The 20,718-nt window shown below is 49.5% G+C and carries 17 protein-coding genes; 16 read left to right on the top strand and 1 reads right to left on the bottom strand.

What is annotated here, in order from left to right:
* The first annotated feature begins 3 nt into the window (after positions 1–3).
* The 13 genes from K331_RS0118560 to K331_RS0118495 all read left to right on the top strand — a co-directional run bounded on the left by K331_RS0118560 (position 4) and on the right by K331_RS0118495 (position 15,640).
* On the top strand, positions 4–987 hold the full coding sequence (locus tag K331_RS0118560) for an ABC transporter ATP-binding protein (RefSeq protein WP_028591489.1): 984 nt from the start codon (positions 4–6) through the stop codon (positions 985–987).
* Positions 984–1,952 carry an ABC transporter ATP-binding protein gene (locus tag K331_RS0118555; RefSeq protein ID WP_028591488.1) on the top strand — a complete coding sequence of 323 codons (969 nt, stop codon included), beginning with the start codon at positions 984–986 and terminating at the stop codon, positions 1,950–1,952. The genes K331_RS0118560 and K331_RS0118555 overlap by 4 nt, the downstream gene beginning before the upstream one ends.
* A gap of 258 nt (positions 1,953–2,210) precedes the next feature.
* A complete protein-coding gene (locus K331_RS0118550) occupies positions 2,211–3,173 on the top strand; it encodes a D-alanyl-D-alanine carboxypeptidase family protein (protein ID WP_028591487.1) in 963 nt (320 codons plus the stop codon).
* A 323-nt stretch (positions 3,174–3,496) separates the two neighbouring features.
* The gene (locus tag K331_RS0118545) at positions 3,497–4,579 is read left to right on the top strand and encodes an LCP family protein (RefSeq protein WP_036635295.1); all 1,083 of its coding nucleotides are present in this window, start codon (positions 3,497–3,499) and stop codon (positions 4,577–4,579) included.
* A gap of 118 nt (positions 4,580–4,697) precedes the next feature.
* Positions 4,698–5,123 carry a CBS domain-containing protein gene (locus tag K331_RS0118540; protein WP_028591485.1) on the top strand — a complete coding sequence of 142 codons (426 nt, stop codon included), beginning with the start codon at positions 4,698–4,700 and terminating at the stop codon, positions 5,121–5,123.
* 226 nt (positions 5,124–5,349) lie between these two features.
* Positions 5,350–5,652, top strand: coding sequence for a MazG-like family protein (locus K331_RS0118535; protein WP_018883697.1), 303 nt, complete (start codon positions 5,350–5,352; stop codon positions 5,650–5,652).
* A gap of 6 nt (positions 5,653–5,658) precedes the next feature.
* On the top strand, positions 5,659–6,573 hold the full coding sequence (locus tag K331_RS0118530; RefSeq protein WP_028591484.1) for a DUF2232 domain-containing protein: 915 nt from the start codon (positions 5,659–5,661) through the stop codon (positions 6,571–6,573).
* An 11-nt stretch (positions 6,574–6,584) separates the two neighbouring features.
* Positions 6,585–8,576 carry a DHH family phosphoesterase gene (locus tag K331_RS0118525; protein WP_028591483.1) on the top strand — a complete coding sequence of 664 codons (1,992 nt, stop codon included), beginning with the start codon at positions 6,585–6,587 and terminating at the stop codon, positions 8,574–8,576.
* Complete coding sequence (gene rplI / locus K331_RS0118520; protein ID WP_028591482.1) at positions 8,573–9,016, top strand: 50S ribosomal protein L9; 444 nt, start codon at positions 8,573–8,575, stop codon at positions 9,014–9,016. Before K331_RS0118525 ends, rplI begins: the two co-directional genes overlap by 4 nt.
* On the top strand, positions 9,017–10,375 hold the full coding sequence (gene dnaB, locus K331_RS0118515) for a replicative DNA helicase (protein WP_028591481.1): 1,359 nt from the start codon (positions 9,017–9,019) through the stop codon (positions 10,373–10,375). It abuts the gene before it with no gap.
* Positions 10,376–10,973: 598 nt separating this feature from the next.
* On the top strand, positions 10,974–12,260 hold the full coding sequence (locus tag K331_RS0118510; protein WP_018883702.1) for an adenylosuccinate synthase: 1,287 nt from the start codon (positions 10,974–10,976) through the stop codon (positions 12,258–12,260).
* 481 nt (positions 12,261–12,741) lie between these two features.
* A complete protein-coding gene (locus K331_RS0118505; protein ID WP_028591480.1) occupies positions 12,742–13,545 on the top strand; it encodes a hypothetical protein in 804 nt (267 codons plus the stop codon).
* 544 nt (positions 13,546–14,089) lie between these two features.
* Complete coding sequence (locus K331_RS0118495; protein WP_028591479.1) at positions 14,090–15,640, top strand: M23 family metallopeptidase; 1,551 nt, start codon at positions 14,090–14,092, stop codon at positions 15,638–15,640.
* 295 nt (positions 15,641–15,935) lie between these two features.
* On the opposite strand, the gene K331_RS0118490 is transcribed toward K331_RS0118495, so the two are convergent.
* A complete protein-coding gene (locus tag K331_RS0118490) occupies positions 15,936–16,364 on the bottom strand; it encodes an organic hydroperoxide resistance protein (protein WP_018883706.1) in 429 nt (142 codons plus the stop codon).
* 398 nt (positions 16,365–16,762) lie between these two features.
* Between K331_RS0118490 and yycF the strand changes: the two genes are divergently transcribed.
* The 3 genes from yycF to K331_RS0118475 are packed head-to-tail and all read left to right on the top strand — an operon-like array spanning position 16,763 to position 20,651.
* Positions 16,763–17,494, top strand: coding sequence for a response regulator YycF (gene yycF / locus K331_RS0118485; RefSeq protein WP_018883707.1), 732 nt, complete (start codon positions 16,763–16,765; stop codon positions 17,492–17,494).
* Entirely contained in the window at positions 17,491–19,317 is a 1,827-nt protein-coding gene (gene walK / locus K331_RS0118480) for a cell wall metabolism sensor histidine kinase WalK (RefSeq protein ID WP_028591478.1), read from the top strand. The genes yycF and walK overlap by 4 nt, the downstream gene beginning before the upstream one ends.
* Positions 19,314–20,651, top strand: a complete 1,338-nt coding sequence (locus K331_RS0118475) for a YycH family regulatory protein (protein WP_028591477.1) — start codon at positions 19,314–19,316, stop codon at positions 20,649–20,651. Before walK ends, K331_RS0118475 begins: the two co-directional genes overlap by 4 nt.
* The last annotated feature ends 67 nt before the right edge of the window (positions 20,652–20,718 follow it).

Genomic DNA, 20,718 nt, shown 5'->3' with positions numbered 1-20,718 from the left:
ATTATGGAAAATACACTAGTCGAATTTCGAAATCTCAAAACCCACTTTCATACCTCGAGCGGTACGGTCAAAGCCGTGAATGATGTTAGCTTCAAGATCAGAGAGGGGGAGACACTATGTGTGGTCGGGGAGTCCGGCTGTGGTAAAAGCGTAACCGCGATGACCATGATGAGGCTTATTGATTCCCCCCATGTATCGGAGGGCGAGATATGGTTTGAGGGACGTGAGCTCCTTTCTCTTCATAAGCGGGACATGCAACGGATTCGCGGGAATGATATCTCAATGATCTTCCAGGAGCCGATGTCTTCTCTGAATCCAGTGCTGACGATCGGCGAGCAGATTATGGAGCCATTGCTCATGCATACACTTATGAGCAATAAGGAGGCCAAGGTACGTGCGATTGAGCTGATCAAGCTGGTTGGTATCTCAAGGCCTGACGAAATCTTCCGTTCCTACCCACACGAACTGAGTGGTGGTATGCGTCAGCGCATCATGATTGCGATTGCTCTCTGCTGCAATCCTAAGCTACTCATTGCGGATGAGCCTACCACGGCGCTGGATGTTACGATACAAGCGCAGATCCTTGACCTGATGCGTAATCTGAAGCAGGAGATCAAGACCTCTATTATGCTGATCACGCATGATCTGGGTGTGGTAGCCGAGATGGCAGATTATGTGGTGGTCATGTATGCAGGGAGGGTTATTGAGGAGGCATCCGTGTATGAGCTGTTCAAGAATCCTAAGCATCCGTATACTCAAGGATTGTTAAAAGCCAAGCCTATCATCAATCAAAGGAAGGATCGGCTATATTCCATTCCCGGACAGGTGCCGAATCCGATTGATCTGCTAGATAATTGCCATTTCCATGAACGATGTGAGGCTTGCATGCAAATATGCAGGGAAAAGACCCCACCGCTACGTACGAAGGAACAGGGACATAAGGTAGCCTGCTGGCTGTACGAGGAGGAAGGGGGAAGCAGACCATGAGTACAGAAGTCTTGGTTGAAGTGAATCGGCTCAAAAAGTATTTCCCGATTACAGGTGGTGTGTTTAAGCGCAAGGTCGGGGATGTGAAGGCTGTAGATGATGTGTCCTTTCAGATATATAAAGGTGAGTCCTTCGGACTTGTTGGCGAGTCGGGCTGTGGCAAGAGCACCATCGGACGTACGATATTACGTCTGCTCGACAAGACGGGTGGTGAGGTGCGCTTCAATGGGACAGATATTCATACCTTGCCCAGTGATCAGATTCGCAAGCTGCGCCCACGTATGCAGATTGTATTTCAGGACCCGTTCAGCTCGCTAAACCCACGAATCAAGATTGGTGAAGCTATCGGAGAAGCGCTGCTGGATCATGGATTAATTGACCGCAAGGAGCTGAAGGACAGAGTTATCGAGACGCTCAAAATATGCGGCCTTGCCGAGTATCATTACGACCGTTATCCCCATGAATTCTCAGGTGGTCAGCGTCAGCGGATTGGTATTGCTCGTGCTCTGATCCTGAATCCCGACTTCATTGTAGCCGACGAGCCAGTATCTGCTCTGGATGTATCGATTCAGGCCCAAATCATTAACTTGCTTAGTGATTTACAGGAGAAGCGCCAGCTGACGTATCTATTTATTTCTCATGATCTGAGTGTGGTAGAGCATCTATGCTCAAGGATAGGAGTCATGTATCTCGGCTCCATGGTGGAGATGGCTACGACAGATGAGTTGTTCAGCAATCCGTTACATCCGTATACGAAGGCACTACTGTCAGCGGTTCCGATCCCTGATCCTACAATTAAAAGGGAACGGATCGTGCTGCAGGGAGACATCCCAAGCCCGGCGAATCCTCCAACCGGCTGCAAATTTCACACCCGCTGTCCGTTGGCGGCCGACCAGTGCAGGCAGGTTGTGCCCGATTACAGGGATATGGGTGGCCAGCATTACGTAGCCTGCCATTTCGCATAATCATGTGCTGGGTAAATACCCCTCTACACCATCTACAGTATTTTATAGCATTCTCGACATCCGCCAGAACGGCGGATGTTTTTGTTTTTGGAAGGACACGGCTCGGCGAGTTTCTATAAATATTTCGTTATTGTCACCAGATTATGACCGATTTTAAAGGGGAAATTCTCTTGTCCGAAAAAAAAATTAAATTTTTTTTACAAAATTGCAGACCAAAACCCTCTTTAGTTCGTCTAATATATATATGGGGGTTGTGCGATGATGAATAAACGATGGTTCCGCTGGGCTCTGGTGCCCACGCTTATTATATGTGTGTGTATAATCGCTTCACCAGTCATGCTGGTCGGCAAGCCTGATGTAAACGCTAATGCAGCTGTAGTCATGGATATGGAATCCGGCAATATCCTGGTGGATGTGAATGGAGGACAAGCCCTACCTTCTGCCAGTATGTCCAAGCTTATGACGGAGCTATTGGTGCTGGATGACATCGCTGCAGGCAAACTGAATTGGAATGATGAGGTTCGAATCAGCCGGTATGCAAGTACAGTTGGGGGCGTTAACCTGTCATTGCGGTATGGTGAGTATATGACGGTAAGCGAGCTCTTCCAGAGCATGGTAGTCTACTCTGCCAATGATGCTGCTGTTGCGATCGCTGAGCATATTGCTGGCTCGGAGGCATCATTCGTACAACGTATGAACGAGCGTGCTAAGGAGATCGGACTCAGCTCACACACCTTATTTGTGAATTCTTCAGGAGCAAGTGCACAGGAGCTCGGAGTGAATCATCCGGTAGATATTCATGGCGAGACGCTAATGACAGCCACAGATACGGCTAGATTGGCCTCCTATCTGATTCAGACACATCCCGAAATTCTGACGACCTCAAGTCGCACACAGCTGGAGTTGAAAGGCAAAGGCTTGTATCTTAGCAACACGAATTGGCTGCTCGCTGCACTTGGGGGCCCCTATTCCTACCAAGGTGCAGATGGACTCAAAGCAGGCTACACGGCAGATGCCGGGTATTGTATTACGGGGACAGCGGAGAAGCATGGCAAACGTCTTGTAGTCGTCATTCTGGGTGCTGCAACCCGGGAGGAACGATTCGAGGAGACGCGCAAGCTGTTCAATTATGGGTTTGGAGAGAAGGTATCATTGAAGGATCGATTCCAGAATTGGGCTCACTTGGCCCCGAACTGGCTGGTTGACCTGCAAAGATTGTAATGGATAAAGAACTTGATCCGATTATAGCATTTCATTGATTACCACTTTGGCAATGGATAAAGGAAGCCAAGAAGGCTCTGTCATCAGACAGAGTCTTTTTATTTTGAACGATTCAGCTGAATGGAGAAGACAACGGTGAATAAGCTATAATACAGGAGGTTGTTTGCGAGTTTTGACAAGTGACCATCTCAACTCTTATGCTGAGGTAGACAAGTGGCGCTTCATCCTGTGGCCAGTGCGGTTAAATGAAGATAGTAGTCGTAGTCATGCGCTATTAGGCAATTATTGTTATTGAAAACTAACGGTAAAGAAGGAATCATGATATGGATAAAAAACCTGCCGAATCCGGGAAGACAAAGGTGAAGACAACTGCTAAGAAAAAGAAGGGAAAGAAAAGCGCGAGGCGAGTATTCGGAATCGTGCTCATTGTGGTGCTCCTGATAGCTGGCGCTGGCTTCCTCTTCCGCAAGCCTTTGACGGCACTAGCCTTTGATTTGTTCGTTGCTCCGACGCTGGAGAATAAGCTGCAGGAGTCCTATCAGCCGCGAGGTGGCGGTGAGGACAATATGGTGCCTACCAGGGTCCAGAATGAGCCATTCTCTGTCCTGCTGCTGGGCTCAGACCGCAGATCGTATGAGAAGACGCGGGGACGCTCAGATACGGTGATGTTCGCAGCGGTAAGGCCCAAGGAGTCCCGAGTGCTGCTGGTGTCGGTACCACGTGATACCTATGTGCAGATTGTAGGACGGGATGCCAATAAGGATGGTCAGTATGATTTTGACAAGCTGGCACATGCGTACGCTTTTGGTGGGGAACAGATGTCCATAGACACCGTAGAGCAGTTGTTGAGTCATAAGATTGACTATTACGCTACGATTAACTTTCAAGGGATACAAGATGTCGTGAATGCAGTGGGCGGCGTGTCGTTGCCGATTACAGAGGATATAGAAAATAAGAATCCCAATCACGTAAAATTCAAAATTGAAGCTGGAAAACCCGTGTATAATGGAGAAGAGGCTATGTATTATGTGCGTTATCGGGAGGACAGCGACTTTAATCGCACTAAGCGTCAGCAGATATTCCTGAAAGCCTTATCCGATAAGGTTCTGAATCTGAGTGGAATTACCAAGGTTCCGGAGCTACTGGATATCATGGGTGATAATTTCCAGACAGATATGCCACCCGGCTCGATTACAGATCTGGGCAAGCAGGTATTGATGCAGGATACAAGTCCACAGATCTCCAGCTTCACTATTATGGGTACAGGACAGAAGGTGAACGGCATCTATTATGATCAGGCTAATGAAGAGGATCTAGAGTATGCCAGGTCATTGATCCAGAACTGGATGGACCCCAGTACAACACCAGCTACCTTGAAGCTGCCAGATCGACAGGATCTGGATTGATGGAGTGAAAGACACAGTCAGGTGATTAGCATCAGCAGTCGGAAGGTTCCGTCTGCTGATTTTGTTCCCTGTATAGAACGGGGTACAAACCTACAATATAGGAGGATACACAGTTCTCATGAATATTGCATTTTTCTTGTTGCCTAAGCAGGAGGTTGCTTGTGTAACGTCTGATTCAACCTTAAGACAGACCCTGGAGCGGATGGAATATCATCGCTTCACCGCTGTTCCAATTCTCGATAAGGATGGTAAATATATTGGAACCGTTACCGAAGGAGATCTGCTATGGCATATGAAGGACTCGGGCGGGAAAATAACCTTCGAGAATTCATCAAAATTTCTACTGAAGGATGTTCCTCTGCGTGTGCACAACAAGCCTGTATCTATCGAGGCTAACATGGAGGATCTTATCAATCTGGCCAAGGTACAGAATTTCGTGCCCGTCGTGGATGATATGGACCGCTTCATTGGCATTGTGCGGCGCAGCCAAATTATTGAGTATTGTGAGCAGTTGGTGTCGAAGGAATCTCTGAATTCCGGATAATCCAGCTGTCTGGCCTGCAGGAGTGCAGGCTTTTTTCAAGAATAATCTTAGGACATTCTATATCTGCTTGTTGTTGCTCCTCTAGATTAGGCTGGGGAGTGAAAGCAGTGTCATTATGCCTTGGCAGAGTGGCTATGTATAAGGTGGTAAGTCACCTTCGTATTCATGCAGGGTTATGCTATAATGGAGAATAAAGCTTTTTCAGAAGGGGTGGCTCTTCAGAATTATGGCTAAGGAACTGGATGTGGCCAAGCGGGCCAAGGTCATTGAATGGCTAAAAACAGAGGTATTGGACCAGGTGTCTCGCCTGTTCAAGGCCATATGGGAAGGAAGTACAGCGCGAATAGGAGATTGCCTGGCAAGTCTCATTATGAGCGGATACATCTTGGGACGACGTCTGGGAATATCGTATCGTGAGTTGGATGACCAGTTGCTTGACAAGCTAAAGAAGCACAGACAGGAAGGCCATCAACTGGAAGATTGGTATCAGGATATTTCCGCTCTGGAAGAACATATGCGTAAGAGGTGAATACATTTGAAATCCCGTATGACTTCAGCGGTGTGGGTCGTTATATACGTACTGCTGCTGTTGTCCTTGCTTACACCGTTGAGATTAATAACCTCCTTTTTCTTGATTGTACCAGCTGCGGTTCTATACGCATTGCTGCCTATTAGACAATTTCTGCTGTATATTGTGGGTGTGGCAGTTGTGGCTTTGATCGCTTCACCCGTGCTGTTGCTGTCGATGTTATATTTCCTGATTCCAGGATTGTTGATGGGGATGGCCTACAAGAAGAAGGCACCAGCACTGCAGGCCTTGATGACAGGAACGGGTGTCATGGTAGCGATGCTGCTGTTGCTCTTGTTAATTAGCACGACACTGTTCCAGTTCGATCTGTCCGGGTATATCCGGGAGATTGTCAATCAAATGGTTGCTCCGCTGCAGGATATGACGAATAACAATCCGTTAACCAGCATTAACTGGACGGATCAGGATACGAAGGAAGTGGCGGATGCTACAGTTGCGATGGTACCGTATGCGCTAATCCTGACTTCTTTCTTGATTGCGTTAATTACGCACGTGGTGACAAGACCGCTCCTGACAGCTGCTGGTATGGATGTTCCCAAAATGAAGCCTGCTCGGGAGTGGCGTATGCCACGAGCATTGATCTGGTATTATCTGCTGGCTGTACTCATTGAATGGATTGCGTACGGCTCCAGCGGGGGCTGGGCTACGATTATCGCTGCGAATCTGATTCCACTGATTAACATTTGTTTTGTGATTCAAACGATCGGGTTCTTCTTTTTCCTGACACATGTCCGTCGTTGGAATCCGGCGATCTCATTCCTGTTATCCGCATTGGTGCTGCTCATTCATCCACTTCGGATAATAGGAATTATTGATCTGGCCTTCCCGCTTCGTGAAGCTATTACGAAATCCAAACGATAGGGAGAACAGTCATGCCTAAATTCCTACAGAAACGCTGGCACGGCTATTACACCGTCTGGGCGTTTCTACTGTTGCTATTGCTGGTCATTGCTATTAGCTGGTACAACTGGGCGCTTGGTGTTATTGGTCTGGTTATCTCCTTTGCTCTAAGCGGAATGCTTTTGCGCGCTGAAATGAATTTTCGGGAAGGGTTGTCCGAGTACATAAGTGGACTCTCCTTCCGCATCAAGCGTGTAGAAGCGGAGACGGTGAATAAGCTTCCTTTTGGAATCATTCTCTACAGCGAGGATCGCACTGTGGAGTGGAACAACCGTTACGTAGCGGGAATGTTCGAGGATGAGCATAACCTGATCGGTGCTTCGCTTCAACAGGTATTCCCGCAGCTAACGGCGTTGCTGCAGAACAAGAAAGAGCTTAAAGAGACGGCGAAGGTTCATCAGTTGGAGATCCAACATGACAGTCGCTTCTACCGAATGACAGTCATTCTGGACGAACGTCTCATCTATTTACATGAGGTTACTGAGCTTGCCGTGTTGCGAGAGCAATATGAGAATGAGCGTCTGGCGATCGGAATCGTGCTGCTCGACAATCTGGATGAAGCTTCACAGGGCATGGATGATCAGCAGCGTACAGCCTTGATTGCCAAGGTGTCCAGCGAGATTACCGCTTGGGCGAAGCAGTTCAATGTATACCTGCGGAGACTCTCCTCCGAGCGCTACCTGATGATGCTTAACCAAAAGTCTTTACAGGAGCTAGAGCAGAGCCGATTCGTTATTCTGGATACTGTACGGGAGATGACAGCTGATCTGAAGGTGCCACTCACGCTGAGCATTGGCCTGTCCTTCGGCGCTGGCACGATTAGTGAGCTGGGCGAGCTGGCACAATCCAGTCTGGATATGGCGCTTGGTCGTGGTGGAGATCAGGCTGCAGTCAAGGCAGGGCAGCGCTTGTCCTTCTATGGCGGCAAGACGAATGCCGTCGAGAAACGGACACGAGTGCGTGCGAGAGTCATCGCCCATGCGCTTCGCGATCTGATGCAGGAGAGCGACCGTGTGATTATCCTCGGCCATCGGGCGCCGGATATGGATGCGATTGGAGCAGCCATCGGCGTGCGGAAGGCGGCGTCGCTCTTCAAGGTGGAATCGAGCATTGTCCTGGATAAGCCGAACCCGTCGATTGATCGACTTCTTGAGCAGGTAGCCAAGGATGATCAGCTGACATCAGCGTTCGTTACACCAGAGCAAGCCATGCAGATGATGACGGAGCATACATTGCTCGTCGTGGTAGATACGCACAAGGCTTCCATGACGATGGAGCCCAAGTTGGTACAGGCGGCCCGGCGCGTGGTTGTAGTAGATCATCACCGTCGGGGTGAGGAGTTCATTAACGATGCCGTGCTGATCTATCTGGAGCCTTATGCCTCCTCTGCGTGCGAGCTGGTTACGGAGCTGTTGCAATATATCCATGATCGAGTGCAGTTCACGCCACTGGAGGCAACAGCGCTGCTATCTGGAATTACGGTAGATACGAAGCACTTCTCCCTGCATACAGGCTCGCGGACCTTTGAGGCCGCAGGGTTCCTGAGACGCAGTGGAGCGGACACAGTCATGATCCAGCGTCTACTGAAAGAAGATCTTGATGAATATATTGCTAAGGCAGAAATCATTAAGCATGCTAAAATGATGTATGGGCATATCGCGCTTGCGGTCACTGAGCCAGGGAATAAAATTCCTCAGCTATTGATCGCGCAAGCGGCCGATACACTCTTGAATATGACGGACGTGATTGCGTCGTTCGTCATAAGTGAACGCCCGGATGGTCTGATAGGTATAAGTGCCCGGTCATTCGGACGTATGAATGTTCAAGTCGTGATGGAGCGGCTGGGCGGCGGGGGACATCTAACGAATGCGGCCGTGCAGCTGGAATGTACGCTGGCCGAGGCAGAGCAACGCTTGCTTGCCGTGCTGGCTGAAATAGAAGAGGAAGAGGGGTTGTTTGAATGAAGGTCATTTTTTTGCAAGACGTAAAAGGGCAAGGTAAGAAGGGCCAAGTGAAGGAAGTATCCGATGGTTATGCATCGAACTTTTTGCTGCCGAAAGGCTTGGTTCGTCCAGCAACCGATGGCAATATGAAGGTGCTGCAAAATCAGGCAGCTGCAGAAGATAGACGCAAGCAAGAGGAGAAGGAAGAAGCGCAGGCTCTGGCTAAGAAGCTGGAAGCAACTGCAATTGAGTTGAAGGCCAAAGCTGGTGAAGGCGGTCGACTGTTTGGAGCTATCACCTCCAAGCAGATCGGAGAGGCTCTGTCCAAGCAAGGACTGAAGATTGATAAGCGTAAAATTGAGCTGGATGAGCCGATTCGTCACCTGGGCGTGACTCAAATGACAGTTAAGCTGCATCCGGAAGTGAAGGCGACCCTGAAGGTTCAGGTGACCGAAGAGTAAATGGGCGGCGAATTCTTTGACCGGATTCCTCCGCAGAATCTCGAAGCGGAGCAGGCTGTAATTGGCTCAATTCTGCTTCAGGCAGAAGCTCTGATTACCGCAATGGAGCGGGTTCAGAGTGAGGATTTCTATGATAAAGCGCACCAAATGATCTACGAGTCCATGATTGAGCTGGGAGAGCAAGGCCAGCCAATTGACCTCGTGACGTTGACTGCGAAGCTGCAGGATAAGGGCCAACTGGAGGAAATCGGTGGTGTCAGCTATCTATCGAAGCTGGCTCACGGTGTACCTACAGCAGCCAACGTAGACTACTATGCCCAGATTATCGAGGAGAAGTCGATGCTTCGTCGTCTGATTCGGGCAGCCACCCAGATTGTAAGCGAGGGCTATACAGGTGGGGAAGATGTACCTGCGATGCTCAGTGATGCTGAGCGGCGGATTCTGGAGATATCCAACAGCCGCTCCGGTAGCGGATTTATAGCAATCCGTGATGTCGTCATGGAGGTCTTCGACCGTATGGAGGGGCTGTACCAGAATCGGGGCAATACGACAGGAATTCCATCGGGCTTCGTTGATCTGGATAAGATGACTGCGGGCTTCCAGCGTAACGATCTGATCATCGTAGCAGCGCGTCCTTCCGTGGGTAAGACAGCCTTTGCACTGAATATCGCCCAGAATGTAGCGGTACGGGCCAAAGAGACTGTAGCCATCTTCAGTCTGGAGATGTCCGCGGCGCAGCTCGTACAACGTATGATCTGTGCCGAGGCCAATCTGGATGCGAACGTTATGCGTACAGGTGAATTCAAGGGTGATGAAGACTGGGCCAAGCTGACGATGGGGATTGCAGCTCTGGCTGAGGCAGAAATCTACATTGATGATACCCCTGGTGTGACGGTAGCGGATATTCGTGCCAAGTGTCGTCGCTTGAAGACCGAGAAGGGGCTTGGAATGATCGTCATCGATTACCTCCAGCTCATTCATGGTCGCGGCAAAGCAGGCGAGAACCGGCAGCAGGAGGTATCGGAAATCTCCCGTACACTCAAGCAGATTGCCCGTGAGCTGGAAGTGCCCGTCATTGCTCTGTCCCAGCTTAGCCGTGGGGTTGAGCAGCGGCAGGACAAGCGTCCAATGATGAGTGACCTTCGGGAATCAGGCTCCATCGAGCAGGATGCCGACATCGTCGCGTTCCTGTACCGGGATGATTATTACAATCAGGAGACGGAGAAGAAGAACATCATTGAGATCATTATTGCCAAGCAGCGTAATGGTCCGGTAGGCACGGTGGAGCTTGTATTTCTCAAGAATTATAATAAGTTCGCCAATTACGAACGTGCTCATACCGACGCATTTGCCGGATAGCGGCTGGATGGCGCATTTCATCCAAATGTACTCATGTTAAACTATGAAATGGTCGTCTTCGCTTGAGGTATCAAGCGAGGACGGCTTTATTTTCGTAAAATGCTCATAATATGAATAGATATCAGGTTCGAACGGTGCCATTTTGTGACGTTACTTGGGAATGTTATAATATAACTGTAATTTACATTCGCGTATTGTCATACATATTTTAGCGATAAACCATCATCCTAGAAGGAACGCTGGGTATACAGAACTTCCGTGTCATCGGAACTATAAGGTCTTAGGCTGTATCGCTTATGGGGAAGCTTGTCATTTGCAGGCTTGGTTAATTCACGAACATTTATAATTTTGCACAACCAATTGTTCGCTTTTAATTTGACTTTAAAATTTGAGGCTGGTACACTTAAAGTGCTGCGTTAAAGCAGTGGGCTGCTTATGCGCCCGGGGATTTCCACGCCCGCGGAAGGGCATCTCCGGACGTTTTTTCCTGCTGCTTGTCATTCCGTTGTCCTGTCACTGGTGTTATTGGCGGGATGCAGTGAACGGAAGCTCAGCTCAAAATCAGAGTGTCTGCGAGCACTCCACGGAGGAATGAAACATGTCAACTGTAGTCGTTGTGGGAACACAATGGGGAGACGAGGGTAAGGGTAAAATTACGGATTTTCTGGCCGAGAAGGCAGATGTCGTAGCCCGGTACCAAGGCGGCAACAATGCAGGCCATACCATTCTGATTGAAGGAAAGAAATATAAGCTTAGCTTGATTCCATCCGGTATCTTTTATGAAGATAAGACATGCGTCATCGGGAATGGTATGGTAGTGAACCCGACCGCATTGATTGAAGAAATTAATTACATTCATGATAATGGATTTAAGACTGATAATCTGGTCATTAGCGATCGTGCACACGTGATTATGCCTTATCATATGACGTTAGATGCGTTGGAAGAAGATCGTAAGGGTCCGAACAAGATCGGTACGACCCGTAAGGGAATTGGCCCGGCATATATGGATAAGGCCGCACGGAACGGTATCCGTATCGCGGACCTGATGGACGCCGAGGAGTTCGAGCTGAAGCTGCGTCACCTGATGAAGGAGAAGAATCAGATCATTACGCAGATGTATGGGGCAGAGCCGCTGGATGTGGAAGAAATTCTGAAGCAATATCTGGAGTATGCAGAAATCCTGCGTCCGTATGTTACCGATACCTCTGTTGTATTGAATGACGCTATTGATACGGAGCGCAAAGTATTGTTCGAGGGTGCTCAAGGGGTCATGCTGGATATCGATCAGGGTACTTATCCATTCGTAACGTCCTCTAACCCGTCAGCGGGGGGAGTATGTATCGGTTCTGGCGTAGGACCTTCCAAGATCAAGGAGGTCATCGGTGTAGCGAAGGCATACACTACGCGCGTCGGTGATGGTCCATTCCCTACGGAGCTGAACAATGAGGTCGGTGATTTCATCCGTGAGAAAGGCCATGAGTACGGTACTGTAACTGGTCGTCCACGTCGTGTAGGCTGGTTCGATAGCGTAGTCGTTCGTCATGCACGTCGCGTAAGCGGAATTACAGGGCTGTCCTTGAACTCTCTGGACGTTATGACAGGTCTGGATACGGTCAAGATCTGCACAGGCTACAAATACCGTGGTGAGATTATTACCCATTACCCGGCAAGCCTGAAAATGCTGGCTGAATGTGAAGCGGTCTACGAGGAGCTGCCAGGCTGGCATGAGGACATCACTGGCGTGAAGACGCTGGAGGAGCTGCCAGAGAATACTCGCCGTTATGTACAGCGTGTATCTGAGCTGACAGGTATTCCGATCGCCATCTTCTCTGTAGGACGCAATCGTGAGCAGACGAATCAGGTACTGCCGATCTACGTGTAATCCTTTTCGGAAATAAGAGCAAGCTACCACCCGACGTTCGTGTAACGGAGGTAAGGCTGCTGCGAGTATAAATAAGGGCTATAGTGCCATAAGTGTTATAAGGAAGCATAAATAAGCAATATATAAGCGCTATGAATAAGCGTGCCCATCCGATGCTATTGGCTGTCGGAGGGTACGTTTTTTTTGTTGGGGTGGGAGAGTGCACTAGGTACATCTTGTCGAGATGATTTAGATGCAGCCTGTGAAGAGGAGGAGACTCATAGTGGCTGTCGGGCTAATTTCGGTGCTGGCAAGGTTAACTCGACTTCCTTTGGTCAATAATGGAGACAGACGGACTTACCGTTAACTTGGCATCATTCGAGGATGGATGTCAGTGAGGAGCTTTGGATGGTTCTTGTCAAATTCGAAGCCTTCATAACGGGGTCCTCCATTCGGAGAGCGTTATTCCTGGATGGCTGAAGCGGAAGAAGGAGGTACACCGATGAAGTGGATTAGCTGGATGGTACGCAAGACCTTATCTATCGTGATGATTGTAGCGCTGACACTACTGACGACTGGATATGTCGTGAATGCTTATGTGCAGTCTCTGTTAGGCATGTTCAATATTAAGCTGGAGGGAACCTCAGTGCTGGGCCTGAACATTGGACAGGGCCTCTTTGGGTCCAAGCAGCCCTCTGCGGGTGAAGGTGGAGTGGGGACGAATGGCACATCGAACAGCACATCGAACAGCACATCGAACGGCCTGAACGGCACTGTGGGCGGCACACAAGGCGAACGCAAGCCAACAGATAGTTCGCGTGAAGGATTGCCTAACGGGAGTGCGGCTTCCTCAAGCACAAGCAATTCCCCAGCTCATGGACAGGAATCAGAGGGAGGCACCCCGGGAAGCGTGACTGGCAACCCGGCGTCTGAGGAGGAGGAGTCTACACCCGAGGGAGCATTACCTGTGATGGGGACAGCAGACGATGAGGACACCCCGACAGCAGCATCCCCTGAATCTGCTACACCACCAGTAGTAGAAGGGCGATCTTTAGAGGAAGAGGAACTGGTAATGACCCCAGGAGACCTTGTAGACCGGAAGGATGAGCTGAATACACAGCAGAAACAAGAGATTCTCAGCATGCTGATGAACAAGCTTCCAGCCGAGGACATGCAGATGATCTCAACAGCTATGGAAGGCGGATTGACGGAGAAGGAGCTGCAGGATATACAACAGGTCATCGCCAAGCGACTTACGAATGAGGAGTATACGAAGCTAATGGACATGCTGAAAGTAAGCAGATAAGTATTCTCTCTATGTAAAATTTCCAATAAATATATGTTATACAACATTAGTGGAATAAATGAACATTAACTGTATAATCATCCCCAAAGCCGCGTCCAGTGCGGCTTTTTGCTGTGGAGCGATGAAGTTGAAATTCATCCAGTAGCTATGATAAAGTAAACAAGTGTTTATAAAAGGTTAAATTTTTGACACCTTTTATAGCAATTTTAAATAAAACTAGTATAATTATTGGTTCTTCAGCTTGTCTTAAGGATTATCGTGTAAAGTAGTGGCTATGACTTTCCTGTGGATAGGAAGCTTATGCCCGCAGAATGGATTTTGTATTCTATGGAACGTCACATAAAAGAAGGCCTAAGGCATGATCATCGAGCATCTTGAGGCTATCATTTTGAACACTGAACATGCCCATGCCCACTCTACTAACAAATGTACTATTCAACGCACTACACAGCCATGGATGCGTCCAGGCGATATGAAGCCCTGGTGACGAAGGTATGTCCATACTTAAGGAGTACAAAGGAGTACAGATGAAAGGAAGAGAAGTATGAAAGGTTTCAAAGGGAAGCGCCCGAACGGGAAGCAGCTAAAGACGAAGACGTCCAAGGCGCCACAGAGCAGTAAACACCCTGTCGAGCGTGTGAATGAGCTCTCTGCCAGAATGCTGGATTGGAGTCGTCAGCACATTTGGACGGGACAGCGACGCTGGCTGACATTGGCCGCGAGTGGAATTATCTTGGCCGGAGGATTGGGATTCGTTAGTAATCAGTATGTTGCAGCCAACACCGTTCCTTATTACAAGGTATATGTAAAGGGGCAGGAGGTTGGAGCCATCCAAAGCGAGGATCAGCTAGCTGCGCTGTATGAGAACAAGCGTAAGGCTTATACGGAGAAGTATCCCGACGCGGAAATGGTACTGAATACCGAAGCCATCACTACGAAGATTGAGAAGGCCTATAAGGCCGACGTGGATAGCAAGGCCACCTTGACGAAGCTGGACGGAATGCTGACAGCATACGCTAAGGGCGTCAAGGTGATGGTGGACGGTGAAGAGGTCGGTGTAGTCAAGGACGAGGATACAGCTAAGGCTGCGATCAAGGCGTTGCAGAAAGAGTACATACCGGAAGGACAAGGACAGCCTGCCGGATGGACCTCCTCTGTGAAGAAGACTTCAGCTTCATCAGCTAGTAATACCTCCAAAGCGTGGTTGATGTCGGTCGGAGTGAACGAGGACATTACCTATGAGGAAGTAAAGGCTGACCCGAACAAGCTGTTGTCCGAGGAGGGAGCGTTACAGGCTTTGAAGGAAAGCAAGGAACAGCCCATTACGTACACGGTTCGTGAGGGGGATACGTTGTCTTCCATTGCAAGCCAATTCGGAATGACAGCTTGGGAGATCAAGCAGAACAATCCGGGGACCCGGGAGAAATATTTGCAAATTGGGGATACTCTGCAGGTGACTGCACCTAAGGCTCCCTTAACTGTAACTACTGTGGAGAAGATCGTGGAGCAGGTCACGATTGAGCCGACGATCGTCACTCGTGAGAGTGATGAGCTCAAGGCCGGTACCTCCAAGGTCGTGCGCCCAGGCCAAAGTGGGCTGAAGCAGATGGACTTCCAGATTACGAAGGAAAATGGCCAGGTTATTAAAGAAGAATGGCTCGGTCAAAAGGTGATCAAGGAATCGGTCCCTGAGGTCGTACTCAAAGGAACCAAGGTTGTAGGTGAAGGAACAGGACAATTTGTATGGCCTGTATCCGGTGCAGTCCTGACGAGCAGCTATGGCAGCCGCTGGGGTCGAATGCATGAGGGGATCGACATGGGAGGAGGCCGTGATATTAAAGCCTCGGATGAAGGTGTCGTGACCTTTGCAGGTCAGCAGAACGGCTATGGCAATGTAATTATCATTGATCATGGCAATGGCTATCAGACCTTGTACGGGCATTTGAACAGTATTGGGGTTCGCTCAGGCCAAGTCGTTCGACAAGGAGAGTCGATAGGTGTCATGGGTAACACAGGACGCTCTACTGGCACGCATCTTCACTTTGAAGTCCGTAAAAACAACGTTCCTCAAAATCCCATGACTTATCTTCGATAGGGAGCAATGGGTCAATTTCACGATACGAGGAATTGGCATGAATCACACAAATCACAGTAATTACCCTAGTTAGTTGGACAATGTGCTGTATTCGAACTATATGTATCCAGCCATCCTACTCATGATCGGTTACGAAATTATACATTATAGCGTACACAATAAGACAAGCCTCTGAACGATTCCGTTCGGAGGCTTGTTTCTCGTTTATATTTAACGCTGCCAATTCGATTCCCCATTCGATATGCGTAGACCTGATCTCGTCTTTAGGCAATACAGGCTGTGTCCGGATTGGGCCTTACAATACATTAATTGTTACTTCGATGTTGCCACGTGTAGCACGGGAGTATGGACATTGCTCATGTGCTCCTTCAGCCAGCTTAATGGCAGTCTCGCGATCTACACCTTTGACGAGTACATCCAGATGTGCAGCGATGCCAAAGCCGCCGTCTTCTACTTTGCCGATGCTGACAGTTGCAGTAATCTCAGTACCCTCATGCTTAATACGTTGCATACGTGCTACCATGTTCAGTGCGCTATCGAAGCAAGCAGAGTATCCTGCTGCGAAGAGTTGCTCCGGGTTCGTACCTTCACCGCCAGCACCGCCCAGTTGTTTAGGTGTATCGATATCAAGACGCAATGCTGGAGATTCGGATTCTACGAAGCCATCACGGCCTCCTACAGCTTTTACAGTGGTATCATAAAGTTTTTGTTGAATTTTCATCATGGTGAAAACATCACCTTTCCAATTTATATTTTATACAATTTAATTTAGCACAACTTAATTTAAAAAGAAAGTCTTTTTTTGTTATAGGGAAAAATTTAGTTCATCCGTTGGCATGAATTGATCTCCGTGAGCATGTTGAACATTATTGAACATCAAGGAACATCACTGAACCTCGATGGACCTCAATGAACCTAGATGAATTAGCCTATAGCAGAAATCACCAGCGTTCAGCAAGAGTCTGTACTGGATGTATCCGCGGATGCACTATGTTAAAATGGGATGAGATATACTGAGCGGCTTACCGCTCTTCGAATCGGATAAGAGTCTCGCACAGGGATAGCTATATCTCGCACAGGGGCAGCCATATAAAGTGGATTATAAGAATGAGGTGAACACAGGTGAAGCAGGGAACCATTCTCGTAGTGGATGACGAACAACCAATTGCCGATATACTGAAGTTCAATCTGGAGAAGGAGGGCTACACGGTTCTCTGCGCCTTTGACGGCAATACAGCTGTGGATGTGGCCTTAAGCCAGCATCCTGATTTGATTTTGCTGGACTTGATGCTACCAGGCATGGATGGGATGGATGTATGCCGTGAGGTGCGCAGCCAACAGCTTCAGATGCCGATCATTATGCTGACTGCCAAGGATGATGAGATCGACAAGGTGCTCGGGCTGGAGCTCGGGGCGGATGACTACGTGACCAAGCCCTTCAGCACGAGGGAATTGCTTGCCAGAGTGAAGGCGCACATGCGGCGACAGCGTGGCAGTGCGATATCACAGGATAACAAGCCGCCTGAAGAGCGACAGGGCTTGCGGATAGCCAATCTGTTCTTCGACACGGATATGTATACGGCTTATAAGAACGGAGTGCAACTGGACCTGACCCATCGGGAGTATGAGCTGCTCTACTATATGGCCAAAAATGCCGACAAGGTCATGACTCGTGAGCATCTGCTGCAGGCTGTATGGGGATTCGAGTATTACGGAGATGTACGTACCGTCGATGTGACGATTCGGCGGCTGCGTGAGAAGATTGAGGAGAATCCCAGCAAGCCAGAGACAATCTACACAAGGCGTGGGCTCGGATATGTCATCCATAGCGGCAAGGGTGGAGGCTACGGATGAGCTGGCTGTCCTTCTTTCGGACGATTCAGGCTCGTCTCATCATCATCTACGTACTGCTGATTCTGGTCGCTATGCAGTTGATTGGCGTGTATTTTGTCAGTTCCATGAAGAATTCGCTAACGAGTAACTTCACACAGGATCTGCAAGCACGTGCGGAAATGCTGGCTGTATTGGCCGAGCAGGATTTGGCTGGTGGAGATGGCCAGACGGAGGAAGACAGTGTGGAGAGCTTGCGTGCACGGGTCGATAATCTCTTTGATTTCAGTGGAGCCGAGATTCAGGTGCTGGATTCCAGTGGCAGAGTCTTGATCACGTCACAGAACTCGCATGCAGATTATGTCGGGCGCAAGAACACGCAGACCGTGGTTAGCAGAGCTCTACAGGGTATACGCAATAATGAAGAATATATGATTGACGAGGATAATGTACGGAAAAAGGTCGTGGCCAAGCCAGTAATCAGCAGTGGCAAGATTGTTGGTGCAGTGTATATCGCTGCCTCCATGGCGGATCTGTACGATACGATGAAGCGAATCAACAGCGTGTTCATCTCGGGTATGCTGATTGCGCTGGGACTGACAGCTGTACTGGGTGTGGTGCTGGCGCATACCATTACTTATCCGATCAAGGTCATGACACGTCATGCTACTGCTGTTGCCGAGGGCAGCTTCGATCGGAAGATGCCTGTATTCGGAAGCGATGAGATCGGGCAATTGAGTCACGCTTTCAATTATATGACCAGTCGTCTGAGGGACGCACTGTCGCAAAATGAGGAAGAGAAGGAGAAGCTTGCCTCGATCCTCACCAATATGAGCGATGGTGTCGTGGCAACCGACGAGAATGGCCGGGTCATCCTGGTGAACCGCCGTGCCAGCACGATGCTGGGTATCAGTGATCGTGAGATTAGCGGCAGGCACATTGCTTTACTACTGGGGCTGGACCCGGAGGAGACGGATGCGCTGATTACAGGCATGCCGGCCTCTACGCTGCTTCAATTGGAGCCTGCAGGTCAGGGCGAGCCATTGGTCATTCGAGTGACTTTCTCACCTATTCATCGTCGAGAGATTGGGATTACGGGGACGATTGCGGTACTGCAGGATGTGACGGAGCAAGAGGAGATGGAGGCATCACGGCGGGAGTTCGTGGCGAACGTATCGCATGAATTGCGCACACCACTGACGACCATCAAGAGCTATGCCGAAGCACTGGATGATGGAGCCATGACGGAGCCTCAGCTAGGCGAGCGGTTCATTGGGGTCATTCGTAACGAGACTGAGCGCATGATTCGACTGGTGACAGACCTGCTGCATCTGTCTCGGCTTGATTCCAATGAGGCGCCACTCCGTATGCAGACAGTTGATGTCGTAGAGATGCTGGAGGACGTAGCAGACCGCTTCTCCTTCCAGATGCAGCAGAAGCATATTGAGTATCAGGTACAGGTCGAAGACAGCATCACTCAGGTCGTGGTGGACCGGGATCAGATGGATCAGGTGCTCGATAATCTGGTATCCAATGCACTCAAGTATACACCAGAGGGTGGAAGCATCCGTATGGAGGGTGTCAAGAGAGAGGGGCTGCTCTCCATCTCGGTACAAGATACGGGCATGGGGATTCCGAAGAAGGATTTGGATCGTATTTTTGAGCGGTTCTATCGTGTAGACAAGGCCAGATCACGTAATATGGGAGGGACTGGACTAGGCCTATCCATTGCCCGGGAAATTGTAAAAGCCCATGGTGGCGATATATACCTAGAGTCTGAACTCGATCAAGGTACCCGTGCGACCTTTACTCTGCCGATGCCGGGCGAAGGGAGGGAGTCCTCATGAAGGAGCAGCTTAAGTCTATGGTTCTGTTCCTGCTGGTCCTCAGCAGTCTGATTCAGAGCTACTTCCTGATCTATCGCCTCCCTGGCGGAGATTCAATCGTCAGCTCAGAGACCAATTATGTCAAGACCGACAGCATGGGGCAGGAGCAGCGTATTGAGCAGTTAATCTTCCCCAACAAAATTATCGTTCATATGGGCGAGGATAAGCACACAGTCTTTTATCCTGAGACGACCTTCTACAAGCTAATCTTCACCCGGCTAGAGAGCCGAAGCTTCCAAAGCTTCGAGCGTCGAAGTATTCAGTCGGCTAACTGGAGTGAGGTTCGTCGCAAGTATGAAGGGATCGAGATGGTGTTCAGCGGAGGCGTACCCGTCACGCTGTTGGAGCGAATGATGCGTTTGACGGCAGACCCCGTATTCCAGGCCGAGACGATTAACCGAATCTGGGTGTACACCGATGAGAAGGCCACAAGGACACATGCGCTCTTCTTCAGTGCGAGGGGAGACGTAGTGTACGAGGCTAATGAGGTTGATCTGACCGTACAGGATGTACAGCAGCATGTGAGCTTCGGACAGAATGCGACTCCGTATGAGCTGATATCGGGGCAATATTATATTCCAATGGACCATATAGAGATGCAGGAGCCGATCGTGAATTCGGGATTGTTCACGACAGAGCAAATGCAGCGGAATCTCTTCTTCGATCCGGGAATTACTCGTAATATTCAGGAAAAAGACGGCTCCGAGATCTATACGGACAGCAAGCGTAGTCTACAGGTAAAGCAGAGCCAGCGGTGGATGGGCTATACCGATCCAGCAGCACCTTCCTCAGAGCCTGGTAACCCGGTTAGGGATATTCTGGCTGCTGTAGACTTCGTCAATCAGCATGGGGGCTGGGATGGCGCCTATCGGCTCATCATGAATAACGCAAGTGATGTCTCGGGTGAAGAGTATCGAACGAATGTCTCTTTCCAGCAGTATTACGGGTCCTATCCTGTGTTGGACAGGCCATCATTCAGGTTCGGTACGATCCGGCTAGAGGTGCAGCAAGAGACAGCATCAGTCTATGAGAGGTCTCTGCTCTATCTGAAGGGTGGGGAACAATCGAATGCATCCATGCTGCTGCCGGGTGGAGAGGAGCTACGTGCCAGGCTGAAGCAGCTCGCTGGCAACAAGACTATTCTGGATGTCACACCTTCGTATTCACCTGAGCTGACAGAGGACGGCAGTCTGAAGCTGGTTCCTGTATGGCGTATTCAGCTGCTGAACGGTGGAATACAGACGATCCAGGCTACGCCTGCACCACAGCCGCCGGTGAGTGGTACGATCCCTTAAGCGAGAGATCGGTGTAGTGAAGGCTCGTAAATGAAGTACACACGAAGGACTGGAAAGGGAGGTAACG

The sequence above is a fragment of the Paenibacillus massiliensis subsp. panacisoli DSM 21345 genome (assembly GCF_000426545.1).
Classification (GTDB): Bacteria; Bacillota; Bacilli; order Paenibacillales; family Paenibacillaceae; genus Paenibacillus; species Paenibacillus panacisoli.
Note: the sequence above shows the minus strand (reverse complement) of the source record. Positions and strands in the feature narration are given on the sequence as shown.

Excerpts from the sequence above, each read along its gene's own strand:
- K331_RS0118495 (WP_028591479.1), top strand. The coding sequence starts at position 14,090 with ATGAAAGGTTTCAAAGGGAAGCGCCCGAACGGGAAGCAGCTAAAGACG.
- K331_RS0118560 (WP_028591489.1), top strand. The coding sequence starts at position 4 with ATGGAAAATACACTAGTCGAATTTCGAAATCTCAAAACCCACTTTCAT.
- walK (WP_028591478.1), top strand. The coding sequence starts at position 17,491 with ATGAGCTGGCTGTCCTTCTTTCGGACGATTCAGGCTCGTCTCATCATC.
- rplI (WP_028591482.1), top strand. The coding sequence starts at position 8,573 with ATGAAGGTCATTTTTTTGCAAGACGTAAAAGGGCAAGGTAAGAAGGGC.
- K331_RS0118510 (WP_018883702.1), top strand. The coding sequence starts at position 10,974 with ATGTCAACTGTAGTCGTTGTGGGAACACAATGGGGAGACGAGGGTAAG.
- dnaB (WP_028591481.1), top strand. The coding sequence starts at position 9,017 with ATGGGCGGCGAATTCTTTGACCGGATTCCTCCGCAGAATCTCGAAGCG.
- K331_RS0118550 (WP_028591487.1), top strand. The coding sequence starts at position 2,211 with ATGATGAATAAACGATGGTTCCGCTGGGCTCTGGTGCCCACGCTTATT.
- K331_RS0118555 (WP_028591488.1), top strand. The coding sequence starts at position 984 with ATGAGTACAGAAGTCTTGGTTGAAGTGAATCGGCTCAAAAAGTATTTC.
- K331_RS0118525 (WP_028591483.1), top strand. The coding sequence starts at position 6,585 with ATGCCTAAATTCCTACAGAAACGCTGGCACGGCTATTACACCGTCTGG.
- K331_RS0118490 (WP_018883706.1), bottom strand. The coding sequence starts at position 16,364 with ATGATGAAAATTCAACAAAAACTTTATGATACCACTGTAAAAGCTGTA.
- K331_RS0118505 (WP_028591480.1), top strand. The coding sequence starts at position 12,742 with ATGAAGTGGATTAGCTGGATGGTACGCAAGACCTTATCTATCGTGATG.
- K331_RS0118540 (WP_028591485.1), top strand. The coding sequence starts at position 4,698 with ATGAATATTGCATTTTTCTTGTTGCCTAAGCAGGAGGTTGCTTGTGTA.
- K331_RS0118545 (WP_036635295.1), top strand. The coding sequence starts at position 3,497 with ATGGATAAAAAACCTGCCGAATCCGGGAAGACAAAGGTGAAGACAACT.
- K331_RS0118535 (WP_018883697.1), top strand. The coding sequence starts at position 5,350 with ATGGCTAAGGAACTGGATGTGGCCAAGCGGGCCAAGGTCATTGAATGG.
- K331_RS0118475 (WP_028591477.1), top strand. The coding sequence starts at position 19,314 with ATGAAGGAGCAGCTTAAGTCTATGGTTCTGTTCCTGCTGGTCCTCAGC.